The organism is Nesterenkonia sandarakina (assembly GCF_014138825.1).
GTDB classification, from domain to species: Bacteria; Actinomycetota; Actinomycetes; order Actinomycetales; family Micrococcaceae; genus Nesterenkonia; species Nesterenkonia sandarakina.
Genome location: NZ_JACJIH010000001.1, coordinates 2687309 through 2710055, shown reverse-complemented (window position 1 = coordinate 2710055; position 22747 = coordinate 2687309). Strand labels below are relative to the sequence as shown.

Here is a 22747-nt window from a genome sequence, read left to right as displayed (position 1 = left end):
ACTTCGGGCCCGCGGGCCAGAGTGGAACCATACGCGCAACCTCGTGCCGTCAGCCTGTCATCCCCGTGCGCGCAGACTGGAGGATTCCACCCGTGCAGACCGCCTCACCGATCGGAACTCCCCGGGATCTGAGCCTGGACACCGCGCTGCTCGCGGAACTGGAATGGACACCGGACCTGGACGCCTCTCCGTGGGTCCCCGACATCGACCTTCACAGAGACGTCGAGCGGGCCCTGAACGCATCGACCGTCGCGCCCCGAACCGTCACCGCTGAGGTGCGCCACCGGCACGTCACCCTGAGCGGAGAGGTCGACTGGGACTTCCAGCGCGATGCCGCCGCGCAGGCGATCCAAGACCTTCGCGGAGTGGCGTCCCTGGACAATCAGGTCCAGCTGATCCCTGGCAGCGCGGTGGTCAACTCGGAGCGGCGACTGCGCAGCGCGATGCTGCGGAACCCCCAGCTCGACCCGCGTCACGTGACGGTCACGATCCTAAAGGGCACGGCGATCCTCACCGGCCATGTGAATTCCCTGGAGGAGAAGAAGCAGGCGGGGTTGGCGACCGGGGTCTGCCCCGATGTGACCCGAGTCGAGAACCGGCTGCTGGTCCGTCCGTACTGACCAGCACATCCTGTGCGACCAATGGCCCTAGGAGGGGGTTTTCAGGTCGCGCACACTGGGCTCAGGTCACTCCACCAGTCCAGAGAGGCACTGACCATGAGCGGCTACTCCCCCACCCGGCGACTGCTCGCCACCACTCTGATCAGCGGGGTGCTGATCATCGGTCCAGCGGCAGGAGCCTTCGGGACCTCCTCCACCCTCGACACCCCAGACTCCACCCCCTCCAGCTCAGACTCCGCCACGATCCTGGCATCAGCCGACGCCTCGCCGGGCAGCGACGGGCAGGGCCCGCAGTTCTACGACGGATCCGTCATCGACGTCTCGGAGGATGTCCAGGGGGATGTCTATGCGGCCGGACAGCACGTCACCATCAGCGGCGATGTCAGCGGCGACGTCATCGCGGCAGCCCAGACCATCGAGATCACCGGGACCGTCGACGGCAACGTCCGACTGGCCGCCCAGAATGTCTCGATCAGCGGTGAGATCGAACGCAGCGGCACGATCTTCGCCGCCACCGTAGACCTCACCGAGCAGGGTTCCATCGGCACCGACCTGGTCGGCGCCGCAGCCGAGATCGACATCAGCGGCGCCATCGAGAGAGACATGGTGGCCAGCGTCGAAGAGCTCCAGATCGATGGTTCCGTCGGCGGGGACGTGACCTACTACAGCGCAGCCGAGGCGAGCATCAGCAATGACGCTGTGGGCGGTGAGGTGGAGCGGATCACTCCCAGCCCCGCTGCTGAGCAGCCCGAGGCCTCCCCGGGCCAGATCTTCCTCTTCTGGCTGCTGGGGCTGCTCTACGCCCTCGTGGCGCTGAGCCTGATCACGGTGCTCGCCGGACTGCTGCTGCCACGCCGGCTGACCCTGGTGACCGATCAGCTGCGACACTCCCCCTGGAAGGCTCTGCTGGTGGGCTTCGTCGCCGCGGTCACGGTTCCTATCGTGCTGGTGGTTCTGCTGATCACCATCATCGGCGCGCCGCTTGCCCTGCTCGGCGCTCTGATCTGGCTGTTGATGACCCTGGCGACGTTCGTCTACGCCTCCTTCTTCCTCGGGCGGCTCATCCTGCGAAACTCCAGGCCACCGGTGGTCATGGCGCTGCTCGGCGGGGTGATCCTGATCATCGCGCTGCACATCCCCTGGGTGAACATCCTCGTCTGGCTGGCGATGGTGTTCTTCGGTCTCGGCGCGCAGCTCCTGGACCTCTACGACCACCGGACACGCCGGGCCCCGCGGCAGCCGGCCGCTGCTGTTAGTGAGACGAGCCCATGAACACCAACACCGACGTGGCCCCACGTCCGATCGACTTCGACCCGGCAGCCCGTCTCGCAGGAGTCCTGGTCGGCTTCGACGGCTCCACACAGTCCATGCTGGCGCTGCACTACGCTGCCGTGGCAGCTCGGCACAGCAGCCGGGCACTCACCGTGGTCACGGCCTTCGGCGCCAGGGCCCAGATCGAGACCGCCAGGAGCTCCACGACAGATCGATCGGGGTCCGATCATGCGTTGGAAGCGGCGAAGATCGTGCTCAATGACGCGCGACGGTACCTGAGGAACCATCCGGGCCCGGTCGCCTACCGGGCAGAACGCGGCGACCCCTCCGGAGTCCTCGCGAACCTGTCCGCGGAAGCCGAGCTCGTGGTGGTGGGGGCCCGGGGCCGCGGCGGCTTCCTGGGCCGGATCATGGGATCGGTGTCCTCCGCGCTTCCAGCACACGCGCACTGCCCCACCATCGTGGTGCCGCGGCACTACCAGATCGCCGCGCCAGAGGCACAGGGTCGATCTGACAGCCCAGGTTCCGGTCCGCACCCGGTCCTGGTCGGCGTGGACGGTTCTCAGCACAGCAGGATCGCGGCCCTGCACGCCGCACAGTTCGCGCAGGATCAGCACGCGCCGCTGCATCTGCTGCTGGTCCTGCCGTCGCTGGAGGGCTGGCTGGACTGGTACCCGGAGCTCGACGCCCCTGATCAAGGCTTCATCGACCGGCGGAGGGTGCAGCTGGAGGACTTCCTTCACACCGAGGCGACCTGGGTGCGAAAGCACTATCCGGGGTTGAGCGTGACCTGCTCGGTGCGACCGGGAGATCCCGCCGCGCAGTTGAGCAGGTCCACTCGGGAGGCTCTGCTGACCGTGGTCGGCACTCGCGGGCGGGCCGGATTCAGCGGGGCTCTGCTGGGGTCGGTCTCACGCAGCGTGCTGCTCCAGGCAACCGGCCCCGTCATGGTGGTCCCGGAACTCCACGACGCGCGGCTCCGCGATCAGCCCGGACCGCTGCGCTGACCTCCCCGCGTTGCCGGGTGCGGTCTCTGCCGGGCTGAGGAGCACAGTTGCTAACCTTAGGACATGCCTTGGGTCGCGTGGGTTGCCATCATCGCCATCATTGTGTTCGGTGTCACTCAGATCGTGAGCATGGCCACCGGACGCCCGCTGCCCTGGGGCTCTGACTCTGAGGAGGAGATCGAGGCGCTGCGCAAACGGCTTAAGAAGCTGGAGAAGGGCGGCGCCCCGCAGCTTGAGGAGCCGAAGCTCCCCTCGAAGTCCGAGGAGAACATGTCCGCCGAAGACCGTTGGCGCCTGGATATGCTGGAAGCTCGGCTCGAAGAGCTGGAGAAGCGCCGTGGCGATGGCCAGGACACAAAGGACGACGGCGGCAGCTGAGGTGCCAGAGACCACTCCCCCGACCGATTCCTGGATCCCGGCGGCGCTGAGCGCGCTCGCGGCAGCCCTGAAGACGAACCCCGGTTCGCGATCCGACTCCGGAATCGACGCGCCCCCGCTGGAGTTCCAACCCGCCGATCCCGCGGAGAGCCCCACCTGGGTCACCCGACCCGAGGTGCCTGTTGATCTGGCGGCGGTGATCGTGCGCACCTCCGGCTCCACGGGCACCCCGAAACAGACACTGCTCCCCGCCACGGCCATCCGCGCCTCAGTGGCGGCCACCGCGCAGGCACTCGGCGGGCACGGACAGTGGCTGCTGACCCTGCAGCCCAGCTACGTGGCCGGACTCGCCGTGCTGGCCCGCAGCCTCGAGGCAGGCACCACCCCGGTGGCCCTGCTTGAGCACACCACCGACCCGCTCGCCTTCACCCTGGCCGCGCAGCAGCTCACCGCGGAACGCCGATACGTCTCTCTGGTCCCCACCCAGCTGCAGCGCCTGCTGGAGCACCTGCCGCAGGAGAAGGCGCTGGCCGCAGCACTCGCCCGCTTCGACGCGATCCTTCTCGGTGGCGGCGCCTCCTCGGAGGACCTGATCGCCCGCGCGCAGGCCCACGGGTTGAACCCGGTGCGCACCTACGGGATGAGCGAGACCTGCGGCGGCTGCGTCTACGACGGACGGCCGCTGCCGGGCGTGCAGCTGGAGACCGTGGGCACCGGGAAGCAGACCCCCTCCCGGGTGCGGATCAGCGGTCCGATGGTCGCTGCCGGCTACCTCGACGACGCCGATCTCGACGCAGCGCATTTCAGCTGGGACCCTGGCTCCGGTCAGCGTCGGTTCCTCACCGATGATCTCGGGGAGCTCAGCACGGACGCTCAGGGCCAGCTGCTGCGTCTCTCCGGCCGGGCCGATGATGTCATCAACACCGGAGGCGTCAAGATCTCGGCGGAGCGGGTCCGCTCGGTGCTGCTGAGCCACCCACAGGCCACCGAGGTGTTCGTCGGTGCGCTCCCAGATCCGGAGTGGGGGCAGATGGTCGGCGCCGCCGTCGTCATCTCCACCGGCCTGGACGAGGGTGAGCTCGACCAGGACGAGCTCGGTCGCGAGCTCCGTGAGCTGGCCGGGGACGCGCTAGGCCGTCCCGCGGCACCGAAACGGCTGCTGTTCCTGCCCCGGCTTCCGACGCTGGCCAGCGGGAAGCCGGATCGGCAGCGGCTGCTGCAGATGCTGAGGACTCAGGCCGGGTAGAGACCCGCTGGGGAGCCGGGGTCGGCTCGGCTGACCCGGCCCGACACGGGCGAACTCGCACCGAGATCCCGTGGTACCCACGCTTCACCGCGTAAGAAGAGAGCAACGAGAGGACACGATGTGGCAACTGTGAAGGAATGGGCAGCGGGTGCGCGGCCGCGGACCCTGCCGCTGGCCGTGGCCCCGGTGATCATCGGCGCCGCCGCCGCGCAGGCCCTGGGTCGCTTCGATCTGGCGATCGGCCTGCTCGCCCTGGTCGTGGCGCTGGCCCTGCAGGTCGGCGTGAACTACGCCAATGACTACTCCGACGGGATCCGCGGCACCGACGACGTCCGGGTGGGGCCCATGCGCCTGACCGGGTCCAAGGCGGCGAAGCCCCGGCAGGTCAAGGACGCCGCGTTCTTCAGCTTCGGGCTGGCCTCGCTGGCCGGACTGATCATCGTGATCCTGACCGGCATGTGGTGGATGCTGGCAGTGGGCGCAGCCTGCGTGCTGGCTGCGTGGTGGTACACCGGGGGCTCCCGACCCTATGGCTACCGCGGGCTGGGCGAGATCATGGTCTTCGTCTTCTTCGGCCTGGTCGCCACCCTGGGCACCACCTGGGCCATGGCGGCGCAGCTCAGCGTTCACGCGTGGATCGGCGCCGTGGGCTCGGGACTGATCGCAGCCGCCCTGCTGATGGCCAACAACGTCCGTGACATTCCCACCGATCGCGAGGCCGGGAAGCTCACCCTTGCGGTCCGGCTCGGCGAGCAGCGTGCCCGGATCAGCTACGTCCTGATGGTCGGACTCGCACTGGTGCTGCCGCTGACGCTGCTGGTGCACAGCCTATGGTTCCTGCTGGTGCTGCTGGCCTGGCCGCTGGCGCTGGGACCGGCGCGGATCATGCTCTCACCCGAGAAGACGGGCCACGCACTGATCAAGGTGCTGCAGCTGACCAGCCTGATCGGGATGGCCTTCGCGCTGAGCTATTCGGCGGCGCTGATCCTCAGCTGAGGCCGACCCCGCCAACCCTGGCCCCGTCGAGGCTTCGCTGGCGCCGCCGCCGGGCGGAGAGCCGCTCGGCTTCCCAGGGCCAGGCCCAAGAGCAGCTCAGCTCTGCGGGGCGGGCGCGGGTCCGTCGTCGTCATCTGAGGACTTCTTGCGGGTGCCCTCGGCGTCCTCATCCACCGGGCGACCATTGCTCGAGGAGCCGCCTGCGGCCTCATCCTGCCCTGCCTCCGGCGCGGCGGTGTCCCCCGCGACGGCGGCATCGGCGGCCTCGCCGAGCTGCTTCTCACGCTCATCGTCGCTGCGCGACTGCAGCTCCCGCTCCTTGCGGCGGGCTTCCGCCTCACGCTGGCGCTGCTCCTCGGCGCGCTGACGCTGCCGACGCTGGATCTCCACCTGACGCAGGAAGTCGGGGTCGTCATCGGGCGAGCGCGGACGGCGCGAGGCCGCAGCACCCTTCTTCGGGGCGCGGACGCGACCAAAGCCCAGCCACAGGCTGGCTCCGATGATCGGCAGCAGCACGATCACCGCGATCCATGCCAGCTTCGGCATCACGCGGATCCGATGGCGCGGGGTCTGCAGGCATTCGATCAGGCTGTAGATCAGCAGCCCCAGCCCCACGATTCCCAAGCCGATAATGATCCTCATCATCCTTCCAGGGTAGTTGATCCGTGAACTCGGATTCACCAGCGTGCAGACCTACACTGGGGGCATGTCTGTGCTGAAATATTCGCTGCTGCGCCTGGGGGCCTTCTTCATCGTCTTCGCGGCATGTCTGCTGCTGGACCTGGGGCAATACACGGTGTTCTTCGCCCTGATCGTGGGTCTGATCGTGTCCTGGGCGCTGGGGTATCTGTTCTTCAACAAGCTGCGCCTCGAGGCAGGCCAGGAGCTCGCCCGGCGCTTCGGCGGAGGCCGCAAGCTGGGCGGCTCTGAGCTCGATGACAACGCGGCGGAGGACGCCCTGGCCGAGGACTTCCACCTCAGCCAGGAGCAGCTGCGCGCGCAGCAGCGCGGCGCGGAGGAGAACGGGCCCCAGTCCGGGTCCACCCGCTAGCCGCCCACCCCGGGACGACCTGCCCAGCCAGACCTGCTCGGGCAGCCCGGCAGGTCTACTGGGGAAGGCCTGCCCAGGCAGGCCTACTCGGACAGCCCGGCCCGGGCAGACCTGCTCGGGGCGACCTACTCGGGCAGGCCGGCGTAGGAGTGCAGGCCGGGGAAGTAGACGTTGACCACGGCGTAGTTGAAGATGATGCAGCCGTAGCCGATGATCGAGAGCCAGGCGGCGCGGTTGCCGGTCCAGCCGCGGGTCGCGCGGGCGTGGAGGTAGCCGGCGTAGACCGTCCAGATCACGAAGGTCCAGACCTCCTTGACGTCCCAGCCCCAGTACCGGCCCCAGGCCTCCTCAGCCCAGATGGCCCCGGTGATCAGCGGACCGAGGGTCCAGAAGACGAAGCCCACGGCGTTCATCCGGTAGGCCCAGTTCTCCAGCGAGGTCGCTGAGGGCACCAGACGCAGGAACTGCCAGCCGCTGCGCCGGGTGGCCTGCCCTGCGGCCTGGGCGAGTTCCCGACGGTGCTGGATCAGCTGCAGCACGTTCATCGCGAAGGTCAGCGTGAACAGCGAGATGGCCATGACCGCGAGCGAGACGTGGATCGCGATCCAGGGACTCTGCAGGGCCGGCTGCACATGGGCCACCGGCGTCGGGAACCCGATCGTGGCGCCGGCCATCATGGTGACCACCAGGCCCAGCGCGAAGGTCCCCAGGAACCGGACGTCCTTGCGGGTGAGCACCAGCAGGTAGACCGCGGCGACCACCAGGCCCCCGGTGACCAGGAACTCATACATGTTCGCCCACGGCACCCGGTTCGCCGCGATCCCGCGGGCTGCGACGGCGAAGGCATGTGCGGCCACGCCGAGCACCGTCAGCGCCACCGCGACGTTGGCGAACGGCCGAGAGGTGCCCAGGTAGGCCATCTCCTCATCGACCAGCTCCTCGGCCGGTGCGGCGGCCGGACGTCCGGCGTCGTTGTCCGCCTCGGCCGACCCGGCGGAGACGGACCCCGCACCGACCAGCTCGCGCTCAGCGGCGTTCTCAGCCGCCAGCTCGGCCTCGACCCGGCGGATGGTGGCCGAGCTGCGGATCATGTCCACCGCGAAGAGCATGAATGCACCGGTGTAGATGAACGCGGCGATCAGCGTGAACAGTTCGCTGTACTGCGCCAGCTCCATATTGATGGATTGCATCAGGATTCCTTCTCTGGGTCGCGCACCGGCCACTTCTTCTCGAACTGGGCGCGCAGGGCAATGTTCTCATCTCGCAGGCGGAAGTCCTCCCCGCGGGAGAGCAGGCCGTAGCGCACCAGGGTGCGTCCGGCCGGTGTGGTCTCCACGGTCACCCAGGCGCGACGACGGCGCAGGAAGAGCGAGAGCACGAGACCGCCGAGTGCGGTCAGCGCGAAGATCAGCACTCCCTGCTGCGCCGGGTTGTAGTGGATGTCGATGGCGATGTAGTCCTTGACCCCGTCGAAGCTGATCGAGCCCATGCCTTCGGGGAGTTCGTAGGTCTCGCCGGGAGAGAGCACGATGCCGCCGGCGTCGAGCTCTCGGGAGTTCAACGTCTCGAGAGATTCGGTGTCGAGCACGTAGACGTTCTGGGCGAGCCCGTCGTCGAGGCCGAGATCGCCGTAGTAGGAGTTCAGCTGCAGCTCCGGGTTGCCCAGCTCGGGGTCCACCGAGACGGCGAGGCCGTCACCGGAGTCCTGTGAGGTCGGCAGGAACAGCCCCACGAAGCCGAGCTGCTCGGGGGCGGCGTCGGGTGCCTTGATCACCGCCATCGAGGTGTAGACACCGTCATCTGGACGAGTGATTACGGGTCCGGAGAAGGCGACCTCACCGTCGCCGTCGCGCACCGTGACCTCCGGGGCGTAGCCGTTGCCGACCAGGAAGACCCGTGCGCCGTCCATGGTCAGCGGCTGGTTGACCTTCAGCTCCTCGGTCTGCGGCTCCCCGTCGGCGCCCATCCGAGTGGTGACATCGGCGGTGAAGTCCAGGGCCTGGCCGAAGTGGGTGGCCGACTCCCGGTCGAAGACCCGCTCGAAGGCGTCGAGGCTGACCGAGAAGGGCTGCATCTGGTCTTCGCTGAAGTACGCCCCGGGGTAGAAGTTGTCATAGGCAACCAGGGCGTTGACGAAGCTCTCGTCCTCGACCAGGACCTTCTGTCCGCGGTAGCTGAACATCGAGCCCAGCGCCACGCAGATCAGCACCCCGACCAGCGACACGTGGAAGAGCAGGTTGCCGGTCTCCTTGAGGTAGCCGCGCTCGGCTCCCACGGAGGTCTCCCGGACCTCGACCCGGTAGCGCCGGGCCTTCAGGATCGCCGCGGCGTCTTCCAGCGCCTGCTCTGCGGCGGGTCCGTCCTGGGCGTCGCCGGCGGCGCTCGACTGCAGCTCCAGGGCCCCCGACTCGGGGAGCCGCTCCAGCCGACGCGGGGTGCGCGGCGGGGCGGAGGTGGCCTGCTGCCAGTGCTTCTTCGCGCGAGGCAGGATGCAGCCGATGAGCGAGATGAACAGCAGCAGGTAGATCGCGGAGAACCAGATGGAGGAGTAGACGTCGAAGAACTGCAGGAAGTCCAGCACCTCCCCGACCCCGGGGTTGTCCTCGATCCAGGTGGCCACCGCGAAGGAGTCCTGCACGCGCTGCGGGAAGATCGAACCTGGCACGGCGGCCACGGCGAGCAGAAGCAGCAACATCAGCGCAGTGCGCATCGAGGTCAGCTGGGTCCAGGCCCAGCGCAGCATGCCCTTGACGCCCAGCGCGGGGGTGGCGACCTCGGGCTTGCCGCCGGCGCTGCGCGGGTCGTTCTCGGCGGCTTCGGGTGCGTCACGGTGCCCGGCCGGCATATAGGTGTTCTCGCGTTTTTCGGCCATCAGATGGGCAGCCTCACTTCATTGGCGAACCAGTCCTGCAGAGCAAAGACCCAGGTGTTCCAGATCCCCGAGAGCATCAGCAGCCCGACCAGGATCAGTACGGCGCCGCCGAAGCGCATCACGGCGACCTTGTGTCGCGTGAAGAACGCCAAGGTGGTCATCCCGCGCTTGAGCCCGAGGCTGATCAGGATGAACGGGATGCCGAGCCCCAGGCAGTAGATGAACATCAGGAAGACCCCGCGTCCCGGGTCTCCGCCCATCGGGGTGGCCAGGGCGAGCACGGCGGCCAGGGTCGGGCCGATGCACGGCGCCCAGCCGATGCCGAAGGTCGCGCCCAGCAGCGGCGCACCGAGCAGACCGTCGGGCGGGCGACGTTCGATCTTGCGCTCGCGCTGGAAGAAGGTGAACGCGCCCATGAAGACCAGACCCATGACGACCACGACGCCGCCGAGCACCTGGGTCAGCCAGCCCCCCTCCACGCGGAGCCAGACCATGGCCTGGGTGAAGACCACGCCGATGAGCACGAAGACCACGGAGAAGCCCAGCACGAAGAGCGAGGCGCCGAGCACCATCCGGGAGCGGCGCCGCTCATGGAGCTCCACCCCGGAGAGGCCGGTCACATAGCCCAGGTAGCCGGGCACCAGCGGCAGCACGCAGGGTGAGAGGAAGGAGACGAGCCCGGCGAGCAGCGCCACCGGGGCGGAGATCAGCAGCGAGCCGTCGAAGACGATCTCGGCGAAGCGGTTGTCTGCGGCACCCGCCAGCGGGGCCGCCAGAAGCAGTGTGTCCGTCACGGCTGCGCAGACTCCGAGTCTTCATCCAAGGCGGTGTCGATCAGCGCGCGCAGGGTGGCCGGCTCGGCGATCCCAAGGATCCGCGCGGAGACCCGACCCTGCTTGTCCAGCACCAGGGTGGTGGGCACCGCTGATGGCGGAACATAGTCGGTCATGGCGAGCATGACCTCACCGCTGCGATCCTCCATGGAGGGGTACTCGATGCCGAAGGTGCGTTCGAACGCCTCGGCGGTGGGCTGGGTGTCGCGAGTGTTGACCCCATAGAACTGCACCCCCTCGTCTTCGAACTCCGCGTGCAGGTCCGCAAGGTCAGGAGCCTCCACCCGGCAGGGAGCGCAGGCGGCGTACCAGAAGTTGATCACGGTGACCTCGCCCTCCCAGCGTTCGGGACCCACCTGGGAGCCGTCGAAGAGCGTGGACTCGAACTGCACGGGTTCGCCCCGGTCCGCGACGGCCAGCTCCTGGACCGAGCCGTCTCCTGCGACGTAGTTGGTGCCATCATTCTGGGCGCGCTGGCTGAGCTCGTCGTTGGCGGAGCTGCATCCGGCGAGCGCCAGCATCGAGGCCAGGGCCACTGCGGCCAGGGCGCTCAGGCGTGACGTCCGGGGGGTGGTCTTCTCAGTGACGGTCATGCGCGCGGTGTCCAGATCTGAAGAGGGAGTCAAGGTCAGCCGAGCACTAATTCTACAGTCCGTAGAAGTGCTGCCGGAGCCAGAAGTCACACAGGGGTCTCATGGCGGGATTCCCCGCCGCCTCGGCGCACCGGTGGTGGTGAGCCGGATGTGGTGGGCCGGGCAGAGAGATCAGGCGCCGGGGAGGTTCGCGGCGTCCTTGAGGAGTTCGTGGTTGGGCTCGGCGTAGCTCACCGACTCCACCCCGTCGGGGCCGATGTGCAGCGAGGTCACCGAGGTCAGTGAGCACTCGCGGTCACGCGGGTCATGGAACAGCGGGCGGCCCTCCGCCCAGAGCCTGGTCACCCAGATCGGCAGCTGGTGGGAGACGACGACGACCTCGGCACCATCGCCATGCTCGGCGACGGCCTGGTCGGAGAGCTCTTTGACGGCGGCGAGCACCCGGTTGACCTGGAACTTATAGGGTTCACCCCAGGAGGGACGCCACGGGTTGATCAGCAGCGGCCACCAGCGCGGGTTCTTCAGCTGCCGCTTGACCTCGGAGAGACCCTCGAAGGCGTTCTCCGCCTCGAGCACCCGATCCTCCACGGTGACCGGGAGCCCCAGACGTGCCGAGATCGGGGCCACGGTCTCTTGGGCCCGCTGCAGCGGCGATGCCGCCAACATGTGGACCGGGCGCCCGGAGTCGGCGCGCGCCTGGAAGTACTCGGCGATCCCCTGGGCCATCTGCTGACCCAGCTCCGAGAGCCCGAAACCGGGGAGCCTGCCGTAGAGCACCCGGTCCGGATTATGCACCTCACCGTGGCGCACCAGGTGCACGGTGGAGCCTGCCAGCGGCGCTGTGAGTGGATCCGTGTTATCCCGAGGTTTCATGGCGCACAGTCTTGCAGAAATCTCTGCGGCCGCCACACTCCCAGGCAGAGCACGGGTACGGTGCGCGCCGGCCCGCCGATACAGTAGTGCTGAGATCGGACCGCGGCAGCGCCGCAGGTCATGCTCTGCACACGGTGCACCGAGCGGACCCAGGCGCGGAGGAGGCACAGCATGAGCAGCACACCCGAAGAGAATCTCCCCCCGGAGCAGCCCCGGTGGGGTCAGCGCCGGCCCGAGACCCCGGCCCCCCAGCAACAGCCGCCGCAGGGCTCGCCGCAGCCCCAAGGCCCGGGGGCTCCCTCCGGCTACGGCCAATCCTCGGGCTACGGCCAGCCATCGGGTTACGGCCAGTCCTCCGGATATGGCGCGCCCTCGGGTTACGGCCAGCCCTCGGGCTATGGTCCGCCCTCCGGTCAGGGCACATCAGGGGGCTATGGCGCCCCGCAGGGGCAGCAAGCCGGTCCCGGACCGCATCAGGGCGGCTACACCCAGCCCGGCGCACCGGGTGCCGCAGGAAAACCCAAGCGGCCGCTGACGCTGATCCTGGCCATGGTCCTGATGCTGCTTGCAGGCGCGGCAGCATTGATCCTGAGCATCTTCAGCTTCCTGGACTTCACCTCCATGGACCCTCAGGACGTCGACCCGTTCTGGACCGAGGTGGCGGAAGAGTCCCAGGCCCAGCAGGGTCCCGGCGCCGAGGAGCTCTCGGTCCAGGACATCATGCTCGGACTCGGGGTGATGGTGCTGCTGGGAGGGATCATCCTGGCGGCGCTCTACACCGTGTTCGCCTTCGTCGGCACCATGACCGGCAATGTGGGGCGCATTCTGGCCACCATCTTCCTCGCCGGCAGCGTGTTCATGATCCTCTTCGGTCCCGCGAACCTGATCGTGACCGGCCTCAGCCTTGCCGCTCTGGTGGCGCTCTGGCTCCCGGCCAGCAATACCTACGTGCGCGATCGCAAGGCCTTCAAGGATGCCGCGCGGTCACCAGGGCCCTACGGAGGTCCCGGTCAGCCCGGCCCGCAGAGTCCTCAGGGACTGGGTCCAGCATCGCAGGGCCAGCATCAGCCGGGTTCCTACCAGTCCGGCCCGTACCAGCAGAGCCCCGGCCAGCAGGGCTCGCCCCAGCAGAACCCGTACCAGCAGAACCCGTACCAGCAGAACCCGTACCAGCAGGGCCCTCACCAGTCGGGTCCGCGCCCGCAGGACGATCCCTACGGCGGCTCTACTCCACGGTGATCTCACCGGCGCCGATCCCGCGCAGCGTCTCCACCAGCAGGCGTCGCTCCTCGGTCTTGATCCGTTCGTGCAACGAGTCCTGATCGTCCTGCTGCTGCACCCTGACGGCCTCCTGGGCGAGGATCGGGCCGGTGTCGACTCCTGCGTCGACCTGGTGCACGGTGCACCCGGTGATCTTGACGCCGTGGGCCAGCGCGTCGCGGACCGCGTGAGCGCCGGGGAAGCTGGGCAGCAGCGCCGGGTGGGTGTTGATGATCGGCGCGCCCACCCGCGCGAGGAACTCGGACCCCAGGATCCGCATGAATCCGCTGGAGACCACGAGGTCGGGGTCATGTTCGCGGACGGCTCGGGCGAGTTCCAGGTTCCACGCCGAGCGGTCCCCGCCCTTGACCAGGGGCACCGCGAACGTGGGGATCTGCGCCGCCGTCGCCCGCTCGAGCCCGCCGCAGTCCGGGACGTCAGAGCCCACCGCGGCGATCTGAAGGTCAAGCTCACCGCCATGCACGGCATCGATGACGGCTTGCAGGTTCGTCCCCGCACCGGAGACTAGGGCCACTATTCGCATGACCGCCAGCCTAATGCCGGTTCTTCGACTCGGCAGTCCCGGCCCTTGCAGGTGCACGGATAGGGTGGTGGACCATGAGCATGACACCACCAGGCCGCAGCCGCGCCGCTGACCTTGATGAGAAGACCTTCCGCTTCTACGGTCGCTTCACCGGGTGGCTCGTCCTGGCCCTGTTGCTGAGCTACCTCGGGCTGCAGCTGCCGCTTCCCTACAGGCTGCTCGCGGTGGTCGCTGGTCTGCTGGGCATCGTCGGGGGGATCATCCTGCTCGTCGCCTGCTTCCGCCGGCGACTGCCGGTCATGATGCATATCAGCGCGATCGCGGCCCTGCTGTGCTGTGGGATCTTCACGTTCACGGCCGGTTCGCAGGCGATCTTCTGGCAGGCCACGGTGGACTTCGACCAGTGCCAGGCCAGCGCCCTGACCGAGCGGTCGATGCAGCGCTGTCTGCTCGAGTACGAAGACGGCATGATGAACTCGGTGCCCGGCCTCGGCCGCTGATCTCAGGAGAGAGCCGGGCTCTCTCAGCTCCTGGTCCGACGGCGCAGCCGCTGGGCTCCGAGGGAGATGCTGTAGCCCAGGATCGCACCGAGGGCGACCCAGGCGCCGAGCATCCCGGCGCTGAGCAGGGCATGCGGTCCAAGATCGGTCATCCGCCCCACGCCCAGGGAGATGTGGGAGAGCCAGAGCGGGCCCAGGGCCAACAGACCGGTGACCAGACCGGTGAGGACCCCGAGCGCAAGGGTGGAGAGTCCTGCCGCGAGCGGCCGGAAGGAGATCCGCAGCGTGAACCAGTCGCCCAGGTGATTCTCCCCCTCCCGCATCAGCCACCACCCGGCCACGACGCCGGCAAGCACCGGCAGCCCCAGCACGAGCAGGCTGTAGGGGGAGGCCTCTGCCGGCAGCGCGGCGAGCACCGGCACCGCCGGCACGGCACCCAGCTCGGTGCTCAGCGGTGAGACCAGGGTGCCGGTGCCCAGCGCGAAGCCAGAGCCCGTGGAATAGGCCAGGGCCCAGAGCACCAGGTTCGGGGCCAGGCCCAGATGCAGCACGGTGAGCCCCGTGACGCCCGCAACACCGGGGTTGAGCTGCTCATAGACGTTGGCGATCTCCATCCACCGCATGCCCAATGCTCCGGCGAGCAGCAGGGCCGCCAGACCGCAGGCCGCGATGCAGCCGACGAAGCCCGCCCTGGCCACTGCCCAGGCATAGGAGCCGGCCCAGCGCAGCCGCTGCGAGAGCGCATCGATCCGCTCCTCGAGGTCTGTGCCGAACATCCGCCCCGCGCTGCGCGCCTCGGCGTAGCAGCCGGCGAGCGCGGCAAGGCTCATCAGCACTGCGGCGCAGAGCGCTCCCAGCAGCGGCATCACTTGGAAGGTCTCGCTCTGGGCCAGCCACGCCAGCCCGGCGGCCCCGCTCGCGTACCCCAGGATCAGCGGCAGCAGCCCCTGCCAGAGCTGGTCCGAATAGGACCCGCGGGCGATGCGCCCCCCGGCGCGCCACCCCAGCCAGAGCGGGATCAGGGTGAGCCCCAGCGGCACCAGGTGGAACCAACCGGCCGCAGGCACGGTGAGACCCCCGCCAAGGGCGGCCGCGTCTGAGTCCAGGACCAGCTGCACCGGGGTGCCGTGGAGCACCAGCCAGGCCTGCGTGGTCAGCTCCGCCACCGCGCCCAGGTCAAACCCGGAGAAACCTCCTGCCAGGCTCATCACCAGCACCGGCAGCCCCACCAGCAGGATCGTGATGAGCAGGATCTGAGCCGCCTCCACCAGTCCGATCAGCCACAGCGGAGGGGTCGGCAGGCGGAAGCGGCGTCGGGGCCCCGAGGGGGCGCCGGGCCGGGAGCGCGCGGCGGCGCTGGGGGTGGAGTCGGTGGTGGCCATCGCTCCTATGGTGCCAGCAGGTGCTGGTCTTCGGCTGGAGCAACAGGCCTCAGCCGAGCATCAGTCGCAGACCTGTGATCAGAGCCATGACCGAGCCGATGAAGGCCAGGATGAGCACCAGCCGCCGCACCAGGGTCTCGTCGATGCGGCGCTGGAGCCACTCCCCGATCCCGATCCCGACCACGATCGCCACCACGGAGCCCGCCCAGGCCCACCAGGGCAGCCCGGGCAGCGCGCCGTCGTCGAAGGACCATTTGATCCCGAAGGAGCCCAGGGAGAGCAGGATCCAGATCGGCTGCAGCGTGGCGATCATGGACATGATCGGCCAGCGCGAGACCACCGCGTAGATCGTCATCGCGGGGCCGCCGACCCCGGCGATCACGGTGCCGGCCCCGGACCCGAGGCCGGCGATCACCCGGGTGGTGACCCCGTCGGCCTGGAAGGTGATCCGGCTCAGCAGCATCGAGGTGATCAGTCCGATGATCACCAGCGCCGCGACCACCACGTAGAGCGGTCCAGAGGAGGAGTTCACCGAGATCCACGCCGCGGCGGGCATCACCGCGAGCGCCGGGAGTCCCAGCCAGAGCACCTTGCGCCATTCGATGTCGCCCCAGATGCGGGGCAGCACCAGGATCGGGGCGAAGATGCTCAGGAAGTTCACCAGCATCACGCCCTCGTGGGCGCCGATGAGCACCACCAGGAACGGTGCCATCACCATCCCGAAGCCCAGACCCACCAGACGCTGGATGACGGCGGCGAGCAGGACCAGGCCGACGACGGCGAGAGGGATCAGTGACTCCACCTGGTCACCCTATCCGCTGGGCAGGAAAACGTTTGAGCGGCGTTCACAGAGCGGTCACGACGACGTCGACCCGTGCTTCTCCGGGCCTCCTAGCCTGAGGGCGTGAGAGTTCTCGTGGTCACCGAATCCTTCCTGCCCCACATGAACGGCGTGACGAACTCCGTCCAACATGTGCTCGCCCATCTGCGTCGCCGCGGCGACCAGGTCACGGTCATCGCCCCCTCGGAGTCCATGTTCGACACCGGCCCGCGCACCGACCCGGGCGCCCTCGGCGGGGAGCTCCATGAGGGGTTCCCCGTCATCCGGGTGCCGTCGCTGCCGCTGCCGGACTATCCGAAGGTCCGGGTGGCGGCGGGATCCGTCACCCGGATCCGCCAGATCCTGGAACGGGTCCGCCCCGATGTGGTCCACGTGGCCTCACCCTTCGTGCTGGGCTGGCGTGCCATCCAGGCGGCCGCCGCGCTGGGCGTGCCCACGGTGTCGATCTATCAGACCGAGGTGCCCACCTACGCGGCGCGCTACCGGCTGCCCTGGGCCACAGAGCTGCTCTGGCAGCACGTGGATCGGATGCACACGGCTTCTACGCTGACCCTGGTTCCCTCCTCCTTCTGCCGGGAGCAGCTGACCCGGCGCGGGATCAGACGACTGAAGACCTGGCGGCGCGGTGTGGACACCAAGCGCTTCAACCCGGCCCGACGCAGCGAGGCGCTGCGGGCGCAGATCCGCAGCAGCGCCGCAGCGCGTTCCGGTGACACGGACTCCGAGGAGCTGCTGATCGGCTTCGTGGGGCGGCTCGCCGCAGAGAAGCAGGTGGAGGACCTGGCGGTGCTCGACGCGCTCCCGGGCACCCGGCTGGTGATCATCGGCTCGGGCCCGCAGGAGGACACGCTGCGCCGGAGACTCCCGCGCGCGCACTTCGCCGGTTTCCAGTCCGGTGACGCACTGGGCGCCCACGTGGCCAGCCTGGATGTCTTCGTCCATCCCGGAGAGGCCGAGACGTTCTGCCAGACCATCCAGGAGGCGATGGCCGCTGCGGTGCCCGTGGTGGCGGTGGGCCGGGGCGGACCGCTGGACCTGGTCGACGTCGGACGCACCGGCTGGCTCTACCGGCCCGGGGACCTCACCGGACTGCGTTCCGCCGTGGAGCACCTGCTCAGCGATGACTCGACGCGCCGGGACTTCGGGCTGCGAGCCCATGAGAGCGTGCAGTCACGCACCTGGGAGGCTCTCTCGAACGAGCTGATCGGGCACTACGCCCGCGCGGTGGAGGTCAATCGGCGAGTGCGCAGCGTGGATGCCCGGCCACGCCGGGCCGAGTCCTGGACCACGGAGGTCAGCTCGGCGCGCTGAGCGGCGAAGCCCGTGTGCCGCAGAGCTGCCGGGCTGCGGCGCAGCGGTGCGGCCGGGCCGCGGCGCAGCGGTGCGGCCGGGCCGCGGCGCAGCGGTGGCATTGGACCGGCCTAGCACCCTGCGGCGCTGCCACCGAGCGGCCCTGCCACCGGGCCGCCGGGAGCACGTCGGTGCTCCGCGGCCTCCGCTCAGGAAGGCGCCTGCTGGGAGAGCAGTCCGTGCTGGGAGAGCTTCGCGGCGATGTCCTTGCCGTCCGGCCCGTAGATCCAGGGGATGCGGCGATCTCCGGCGAGCTGGACCGCATCGGAGGGCTCCGTGGGGTCGCCGTAGTTGAGCAGATCGTTGCCCGCCGGGTCCTCGGCGCGGCCACCGGCCAGCATCGCCTCGGAGTAGGTCAGCTCCCGGATGATCACCGCGGTGACGTGCTCCGGGTGACGGCGGACGAAGTCGGCGTAGATGCTGGGGTCATGCTGGCCGTCATCACCGATCAGCACCCAGGACATCTCCGGGAAGTCCTGGGCCAGACGCTCCAGCTGCTGGACCTTGTGCTCGCGACCGGAGCGGAACCAGCGGTCCGCCGTCGGCCCCCAGTCGGTGAGCAGCAGCGGCCCCTGCGGGTAGAGGTTCCGGGTGAGGAAGCGGGTCAGGGTCTGGGCCACGTTCCAGGCGCCGGTGGAGATGTAGATCACCGGGGAGCCGGGGAAGCTGACCATCAGTCGTTCCATCATCACGGCCATGCCGGGGGTGGGGGTGCGGGCGTGCTCGTCCAGCACGAAGGAGTTCCAGGCCGCCAGCAGCGGGCGCGGCAGCGTGGTGACCACCACGGTGTCGTCGATGTCGCAGACCACCCCGGTGAGCGTGTCATCGTCGATGATGTGCACATCGGCCGTGGTCGGCTCGCTGCCGGGGGCACGCAGGGTGACCTGCTGCCAGCCCGGCTGGAGATCGGTCTCGATCACTGCGTCCACGATCCCGCCCCGGTCGGCCACCACTTCGAATTCCCGGCCTGCGATCTCCACGGTGAGCTCCGCGAAGGGAACCGGGGCGGAGACGAAGTTGCGCCAGCCGCGGACCCCGTCGGCGATGACCTTCGCCACGCGCATGCCGTTCTCGAAGTCGGAGTCCGGGGCCATCACCACTCGGGAGAAGATGCGCACCCAGCGGCGGCAGCCGTAGCCGGTCATGGAGAGCATGGTGACGTTCTGCCCACGCCGCCGGGCCAGGCCGAGCCGGAACTGGTGCCAGCGGTCCTCGGTCTTCATCACCCGGTTCCGGGTGCGGTCGCTGTAGTGGGACCGCGCGGCCGCATCGTCCTGAATGACCTCGGTGGGCTCTGGGTTCGTCATCGGCTCGATCATACCGGCTTGTGCCCTGGGCCACTGCCGCATCCCCGGGTGGGTAGGGTGAACATGTGCCGAACACCACCGCCGCCCGACCCTCCACGCGCGAGCTGCGCAGGATCGCCCTGCACGCCGCGCAGACGGCGGGGCTCCCGCTCACCGAGGCCTTCCGCCCCTGCGCCGAAGCCAGCCCCTCATCGGCGAGCCCAGCGGCAGCCAGCCCCGCCGCGGACCCGGCACACCCCGGACTGGGCGTGCGCGCGAAGACCAACAGCCATGATCTGGTCACCTTCTACGACGGCGCCACCGAGGACGCCCTGTCCCTGGCGCTGACCCGCGCGGTCCCCGACTCCTGGGTCACCGGCGAGGAGTCCGGGGCGCGCGGCAGCGGCTCCCTGGAGTGGATCATCGACCCCATCGACGGGACCAGCAACTTCGCGCACGGCTTTGCGATGTTCTCGATCTCCATCGCTGCGGTCTTCGGCGGCGAGGTGATCGCCGGGGTGGTCCATGACCCGGTGAATCGGCTCAGCTTCTCCGCCGACGACGACGGCGCCTACCTCTCCTCCTCCCAGCGGCCCGAGATCCGACTGGGATCCTCCCGTGAGGCGCCGCGCTCGGGCGCCGCGCTGAACCTGATGACCAGCTATCCCTCCGCGGAGGTGCTGGCCCAGGAGGGACCGCTGGCCCTGGAGGCCTTCGGGGAGATGGTCACCAGCTTCTCCACGGTGCGCCGGGTGGTCTCCGGAGCACTGGAGCTCTGCCACGCGGCTGCGGGATGGACCGATGTCGTACTGGGCGTGGACACCAAACCCTGGGACATCGCGGCCGGGATGCTCATCCTGCGTCGGGCCGGGGGCAGCTACCTCGCCTCCCGCGGCACCACGGATCATCTCGGGCAGAGCCCGGACCACCTGGCGCCGGACTATCTGGGGCTGGGCCCCGGGGTGGACTCCCCCGCAGCACGCCGACTCTTCGACGCGGCCAGCGCGCGTCGTCGTCGGTTTAGCCATTCCTGAACTTCGTCACAGGCCGTCCAGAGGTCCGCGGCGAACACAGATCGGGAAGACTGAGCTCAATGAGCTCCCCAGATCCCGCAGACCCGTCAGCGCCTGCCCGCCCCGCGAACACCCCCAGCACGAAGGCCTCACCCCCGACTCCGCGGCAGATCCGCCGCTGGCGCAAGTACCTCGCCGATGAGCAGGCCGAGGGTCGGCTCTACACCGCACTGGCCGAGCGCAAGCGCGGCGAGGAGCGTCAGATCCTGCTCGGGCTCGCCGCAGCGGAGAAGCGTCACGAGCAGCACTGGCGGGATCTCCTGGGAGCTGACGCCGAGCGGCTGCCCGCACCGTCCGCGCACCGGGTGCTGCTGGGCTGGATGGCGCGCATCTTCGGCTCCGTGTTCATCCTGGCGCTGGCCCAGCGCGCCGAGGGCGGCTCCCCCTACGACCAGGACGACGATGCGACCGCGCGCATGGCCGCCGATGAGGCCATCCACGAGGAGGTGGTCCGAGCCCTGGCCACCCGCGGGCGCGAGAAGCTCTCCGGGGGGTTCCGCGCCGCGGTCTTCGGCGCCAATGACGGACTGGTCTCGAATCTGGCGCTGATCGTGGGCATGGGCGGCACCGGGGTCGGGGCCGGTGTGATCCTGCTGACCGGGATCGCCGGACTGCTCGCCGGGGCTCTCTCGATGGCCGCCGGGGAGTTCGTCTCGGTGCGCAGCCAGCGCGAGCTCCTGGACGCCACCCGCCCCACACAGGTCACCCTGCGCGCAGCACCGGACCTGGACTTCGACCACAATGAGCTGATCCTGGTCTACCGGGCACGCGGCATGAGCCAGGCCGATGCAGAGCACCGCGCCCTGGAACGGCTGGACGTCTTCACCTGCGACTGCAGGCCGGAGCTCTCCCATGACCCCGAAGAGCCTGCCGATTCGCACGAGATCGTGGGATCGGCCTGGACCGCGGCCGGCTCCAGCTTCGTGTTCTTCGCCGTGGGAGCACTGATCCCGGTGCTGCCATATCTGCTGGGCAGCGAGGGGATCACCGCGATCATCATCGCCAGCTCGCTGGTCGGGGTCGCGCTGCTGGCCACCGGCGCGGCAGTGGGGCTGCTCTCCGGGGCCTCACCGCTCAAGCGCGGCCTGCGCCAGCTGGGCATCGGCCTCGGCGCGGCGGCCGTGACCTATCTTCTGGGCACGCTGCTCGGCGGCACCGTGGCCTGATCCCCCGCCTGAGGTCCCGCGGGACGCCGGTGCGGCCCCTAGAGACGGGACCGGGAAGCAGGTCTAGACTCGGTGAAGCATGGTGAGCTGCATCACGCATCCCTGACGAGAGGCGGCGACGATGTTCGAACACGTTGAGGGCGAACCGGTCCTGGTGCTCAGCGAGGACCGTTGCTGGACCCTGCTGGAAGGCGTCGCCCACGGCCGGCTGGTCACCGTGGTCGGCGGGCGGGCCGACATCTTCCCGATCAACTGCGCCGTCGCAGACCGGAGGATCGTGCTGCGCACAGCTCCGGGCTCCAAGCTCGCGGAGATGGCCGTCAATGAGAGCGTGCTCTTCGAGGCCGACGGGATCCTCTCGGATCAGGCCTGGTCGGTGGTGGTGCGCGGCACGGCCGCCCGGCTGGAGACCTCCGCGGACCGGGAGGCCGCCGAGGCGCTGCAGATCAAGCCGTGGGTGCCCACCTTGAAGGACTATTTCGTGCGGATCACCCCGCAGGAGATCAGCGGACGTCACTTCCGCTTCGGCGAGCACCCGGAGCGCGAGCTGGGCGAGGGCTCCGAGGGCGGCTGAGCGCACAGACGAGGACGGGGCCGCCCCTGATGATCAGGAACGGCCCCGCTCTGCGACTGTTGAGCCTGCGGCTGTTGAGCCTGCGGCTGTGCAGGCTGCGACGTGAAGTGAGCCTCAGCCCTTGAAGACCTCGCGGAGCAGCGCGGCGGTCTCGGACGGCGTCTTGCCGACCTTCACGCCGGCAGCCTCCAGGGCCTCCTTCTTGCCTTCTGCCGTGCCCGAGCCGCCGGAGACGATGGCACCGGCGTGGCCCATGGTCTTGCCCTCGGGAGCGGTGAAGCCGGCCACGTAGCCCACCACGGGCTTGGTGACGTGTGCCTTGATGTAGTCCGCGGCGCGCTCCTCGGCGTCGCCGCCGATCTCACCGATCATCACGATGGCCTTGGTCTCCGGATCGTTCTCGAAGGCCTCCAGCGCGTCGATGTGCGTGGTGCCGATGACCGGGTCGCCGCCGATGCCGATGGAGGTCGAGAAGCCGATGTCGCGCAGCTCGTACATCATCTGGTAGGTCAGCGTCCCGGACTTCGAGACCAGGCCGATGGGTCCGGCCTCGGTGATGTTCGCCGGGGTGATGCCGGCCAGTGCCTGACCCGGGGTGATGATGCCGGGGCAGTTCGGGCCGATGATCCGGGTGACGGGCTTGCCGTCAGGACCGGTCTTGGTCAGCGAGAGGTTGAAGAACTCCGCGGAGTCCTGCACCGGGATGCCCTCGGTGATGACCACCAGCAGGCCGATGCCGGCCTCGATCGCCTCCACGGCGGCATCCTTGGCGAACTTCGGCGGTACGAAGGCCACGGAGACGTCGGCCCCGGTCTTCTCCATGGCCTCCGCCACGGATTCGAAGACGGGCAGCTCGACCTCGGCGCCGGCCTGGTCCTTGTGGGACACGGTGGTGCCGGCCTTGCGGGCGTTGACGCCGCCGACGATGTTGGTGCCTGCTTTGAGCATCAGGGCGGTGTGCTTGGTGCCCTCGCCGCCGGTGATGCCCTGGACGATGACCTTGGAGTCCTTGTTCAGGTAGATAGACATT

General features: G+C 69.1%; 24 protein-coding genes. 13 read left to right on the top strand and 11 right to left on the bottom strand.

Annotated features, from left to right (window positions below):
- Positions 1–92 precede the first annotated feature (92 nt).
- The 6 genes from HNR24_RS12365 (at position 93) to HNR24_RS12340 (ending at position 5519) form a co-directional block, all read left to right on the top strand.
- Entirely contained in the window at positions 93–620 is a 528-nt protein-coding gene (locus HNR24_RS12365; RefSeq protein WP_058887597.1) for a BON domain-containing protein, read from the top strand.
- Between the two features lie 96 nt (positions 621–716).
- Positions 717–1892 (top strand): DUF8173 domain-containing protein, encoded by a 1176-nt coding sequence (locus HNR24_RS12360; RefSeq protein ID WP_182495913.1) that lies wholly within the window; start codon positions 717–719, stop codon positions 1890–1892.
- Complete coding sequence (locus tag HNR24_RS12355; protein WP_058887599.1) at positions 1889–2899, top strand: universal stress protein; 1011 nt, start codon at positions 1889–1891, stop codon at positions 2897–2899. Before HNR24_RS12360 ends, HNR24_RS12355 begins: the two co-directional genes overlap by 4 nt.
- 63 nt (positions 2900–2962) lie before the next feature.
- Positions 2963–3277 (top strand): hypothetical protein, encoded by a 315-nt coding sequence (locus tag HNR24_RS12350; RefSeq protein ID WP_058887600.1) that lies wholly within the window; start codon positions 2963–2965, stop codon positions 3275–3277.
- Positions 3243–4523 (top strand): AMP-binding protein, encoded by a 1281-nt coding sequence (locus HNR24_RS12345; protein WP_083504589.1) that lies wholly within the window; start codon positions 3243–3245, stop codon positions 4521–4523. The genes HNR24_RS12350 and HNR24_RS12345 overlap by 35 nt, the downstream gene beginning before the upstream one ends.
- A gap of 120 nt (positions 4524–4643) precedes the next feature.
- A complete protein-coding gene (locus tag HNR24_RS12340) occupies positions 4644–5519 on the top strand; it encodes a 1,4-dihydroxy-2-naphthoate polyprenyltransferase (protein ID WP_058887602.1) in 876 nt (291 codons plus the stop codon).
- Between the two features lie 96 nt (positions 5520–5615).
- Here HNR24_RS12340 and HNR24_RS12335 read toward each other — a convergent pair whose 3' ends face one another.
- On the bottom strand, positions 5616–6164 hold the full coding sequence (locus tag HNR24_RS12335; protein WP_157075323.1) for a PLD nuclease N-terminal domain-containing protein: 549 nt from the start codon (positions 6162–6164) through the stop codon (positions 5616–5618).
- 61 nt (positions 6165–6225) lie between these two features.
- Here HNR24_RS12335 and HNR24_RS12330 point away from each other — a divergent pair, with 61 nt between their 5' ends.
- Positions 6226–6570, top strand: coding sequence for a DUF4229 domain-containing protein (locus tag HNR24_RS12330; protein ID WP_157075324.1), 345 nt, complete (start codon positions 6226–6228; stop codon positions 6568–6570).
- Positions 6571–6695: 125 nt separating this feature from the next.
- Here HNR24_RS12330 and ccsB read toward each other — a convergent pair whose 3' ends face one another.
- The 5 genes from ccsB to HNR24_RS12305 all read right to left on the bottom strand — a co-directional run bounded on the left by ccsB (position 6696) and on the right by HNR24_RS12305 (position 11741).
- Complete coding sequence (ccsB, locus tag HNR24_RS12325) at positions 6696–7760, bottom strand: c-type cytochrome biogenesis protein CcsB (protein WP_058887605.1); 1065 nt, start codon at positions 7758–7760, stop codon at positions 6696–6698.
- Positions 7760–9442 (bottom strand): cytochrome c biogenesis protein ResB, encoded by a 1683-nt coding sequence (resB, locus tag HNR24_RS12320; RefSeq protein WP_083504591.1) that lies wholly within the window; start codon positions 9440–9442, stop codon positions 7760–7762. Before resB ends, ccsB begins: the two co-directional genes overlap by 1 nt.
- Positions 9442–10236 carry a cytochrome c biogenesis CcdA family protein gene (locus HNR24_RS12315; protein WP_232301676.1) on the bottom strand — a complete coding sequence of 265 codons (795 nt, stop codon included), beginning with the start codon at positions 10234–10236 and terminating at the stop codon, positions 9442–9444. The genes resB and HNR24_RS12315 overlap by 1 nt, the downstream gene beginning before the upstream one ends.
- Positions 10233–10868 carry a TlpA family protein disulfide reductase gene (locus tag HNR24_RS12310; RefSeq protein WP_058887606.1) on the bottom strand — a complete coding sequence of 212 codons (636 nt, stop codon included), beginning with the start codon at positions 10866–10868 and terminating at the stop codon, positions 10233–10235. Before HNR24_RS12310 ends, HNR24_RS12315 begins: the two co-directional genes overlap by 4 nt.
- 171 nt (positions 10869–11039) lie before the next feature.
- Positions 11040–11741 (bottom strand): histidine phosphatase family protein, encoded by a 702-nt coding sequence (locus tag HNR24_RS12305; RefSeq protein ID WP_058887607.1) that lies wholly within the window; start codon positions 11739–11741, stop codon positions 11040–11042.
- Positions 11742–11912: 171 nt separating this feature from the next.
- On the opposite strand from HNR24_RS12305, the gene HNR24_RS12300 reads away from it, so the two are divergent.
- A complete protein-coding gene (locus HNR24_RS12300) occupies positions 11913–12980 on the top strand; it encodes an exosortase/archaeosortase family protein (protein WP_182495912.1) in 1068 nt (355 codons plus the stop codon).
- Here the strand turns inward: HNR24_RS12300 and purN are convergent.
- Positions 12967–13545, bottom strand: coding sequence for a phosphoribosylglycinamide formyltransferase (gene purN / locus HNR24_RS12295; RefSeq protein ID WP_058887609.1), 579 nt, complete (start codon positions 13543–13545; stop codon positions 12967–12969). The genes HNR24_RS12300 and purN overlap by 14 nt on opposite strands.
- A 74-nt stretch (positions 13546–13619) precedes the next feature.
- On the opposite strand from purN, the gene HNR24_RS12290 reads away from it, so the two are divergent.
- Positions 13620–14045, top strand: coding sequence for a hypothetical protein (locus tag HNR24_RS12290; protein ID WP_157075326.1), 426 nt, complete (start codon positions 13620–13622; stop codon positions 14043–14045).
- Positions 14046–14068: 23 nt separating this feature from the next.
- Here HNR24_RS12290 and HNR24_RS12285 read toward each other — a convergent pair whose 3' ends face one another.
- Both HNR24_RS12285 and HNR24_RS12280 read right to left on the bottom strand, forming a co-directional pair.
- Positions 14069–15427 (bottom strand): cell division protein PerM, encoded by a 1359-nt coding sequence (locus HNR24_RS12285; RefSeq protein ID WP_058887611.1) that lies wholly within the window; start codon positions 15425–15427, stop codon positions 14069–14071.
- A 49-nt stretch (positions 15428–15476) separates the two neighbouring features.
- Positions 15477–16229 carry a sulfite exporter TauE/SafE family protein gene (locus HNR24_RS12280; RefSeq protein WP_058887612.1) on the bottom strand — a complete coding sequence of 251 codons (753 nt, stop codon included), beginning with the start codon at positions 16227–16229 and terminating at the stop codon, positions 15477–15479.
- Positions 16230–16331: 102 nt separating this feature from the next.
- On the opposite strand from HNR24_RS12280, the gene HNR24_RS12275 reads away from it, so the two are divergent.
- Positions 16332–17579 (top strand): glycosyltransferase family 4 protein, encoded by a 1248-nt coding sequence (locus HNR24_RS12275; protein ID WP_058887613.1) that lies wholly within the window; start codon positions 16332–16334, stop codon positions 17577–17579.
- Between the two features lie 188 nt (positions 17580–17767).
- On the opposite strand, the gene HNR24_RS12270 is transcribed toward HNR24_RS12275, so the two are convergent.
- The gene (locus tag HNR24_RS12270) at positions 17768–18925 is read right to left on the bottom strand and encodes an App1 family protein phosphatidate phosphatase (RefSeq protein ID WP_058887740.1); all 1158 of its coding nucleotides are present in this window, start codon (positions 18923–18925) and stop codon (positions 17768–17770) included.
- A gap of 65 nt (positions 18926–18990) precedes the next feature.
- Between HNR24_RS12270 and HNR24_RS12265 the strand changes: the two genes are divergently transcribed.
- From HNR24_RS12265 to HNR24_RS12255, 3 genes are all read left to right on the top strand, one after another.
- A complete protein-coding gene (locus HNR24_RS12265) occupies positions 18991–19938 on the top strand; it encodes an inositol monophosphatase family protein (RefSeq protein WP_310735442.1) in 948 nt (315 codons plus the stop codon).
- A gap of 59 nt (positions 19939–19997) precedes the next feature.
- Positions 19998–21143, top strand: a complete 1146-nt coding sequence (locus HNR24_RS12260; protein WP_182495911.1) for a VIT1/CCC1 transporter family protein — start codon at positions 19998–20000, stop codon at positions 21141–21143.
- A gap of 121 nt (positions 21144–21264) precedes the next feature.
- Positions 21265–21717, top strand: coding sequence for a pyridoxamine 5'-phosphate oxidase family protein (locus HNR24_RS12255; RefSeq protein ID WP_182495910.1), 453 nt, complete (start codon positions 21265–21267; stop codon positions 21715–21717).
- Positions 21718–21831: 114 nt separating this feature from the next.
- Here the strand turns inward: HNR24_RS12255 and sucD are convergent, their stop codons facing one another.
- Positions 21832–22746 (bottom strand): succinate--CoA ligase subunit alpha, encoded by a 915-nt coding sequence (sucD, locus tag HNR24_RS12250; protein WP_182495909.1) that lies wholly within the window; start codon positions 22744–22746, stop codon positions 21832–21834.
- Position 22747 lies beyond the last annotated feature (1 nt).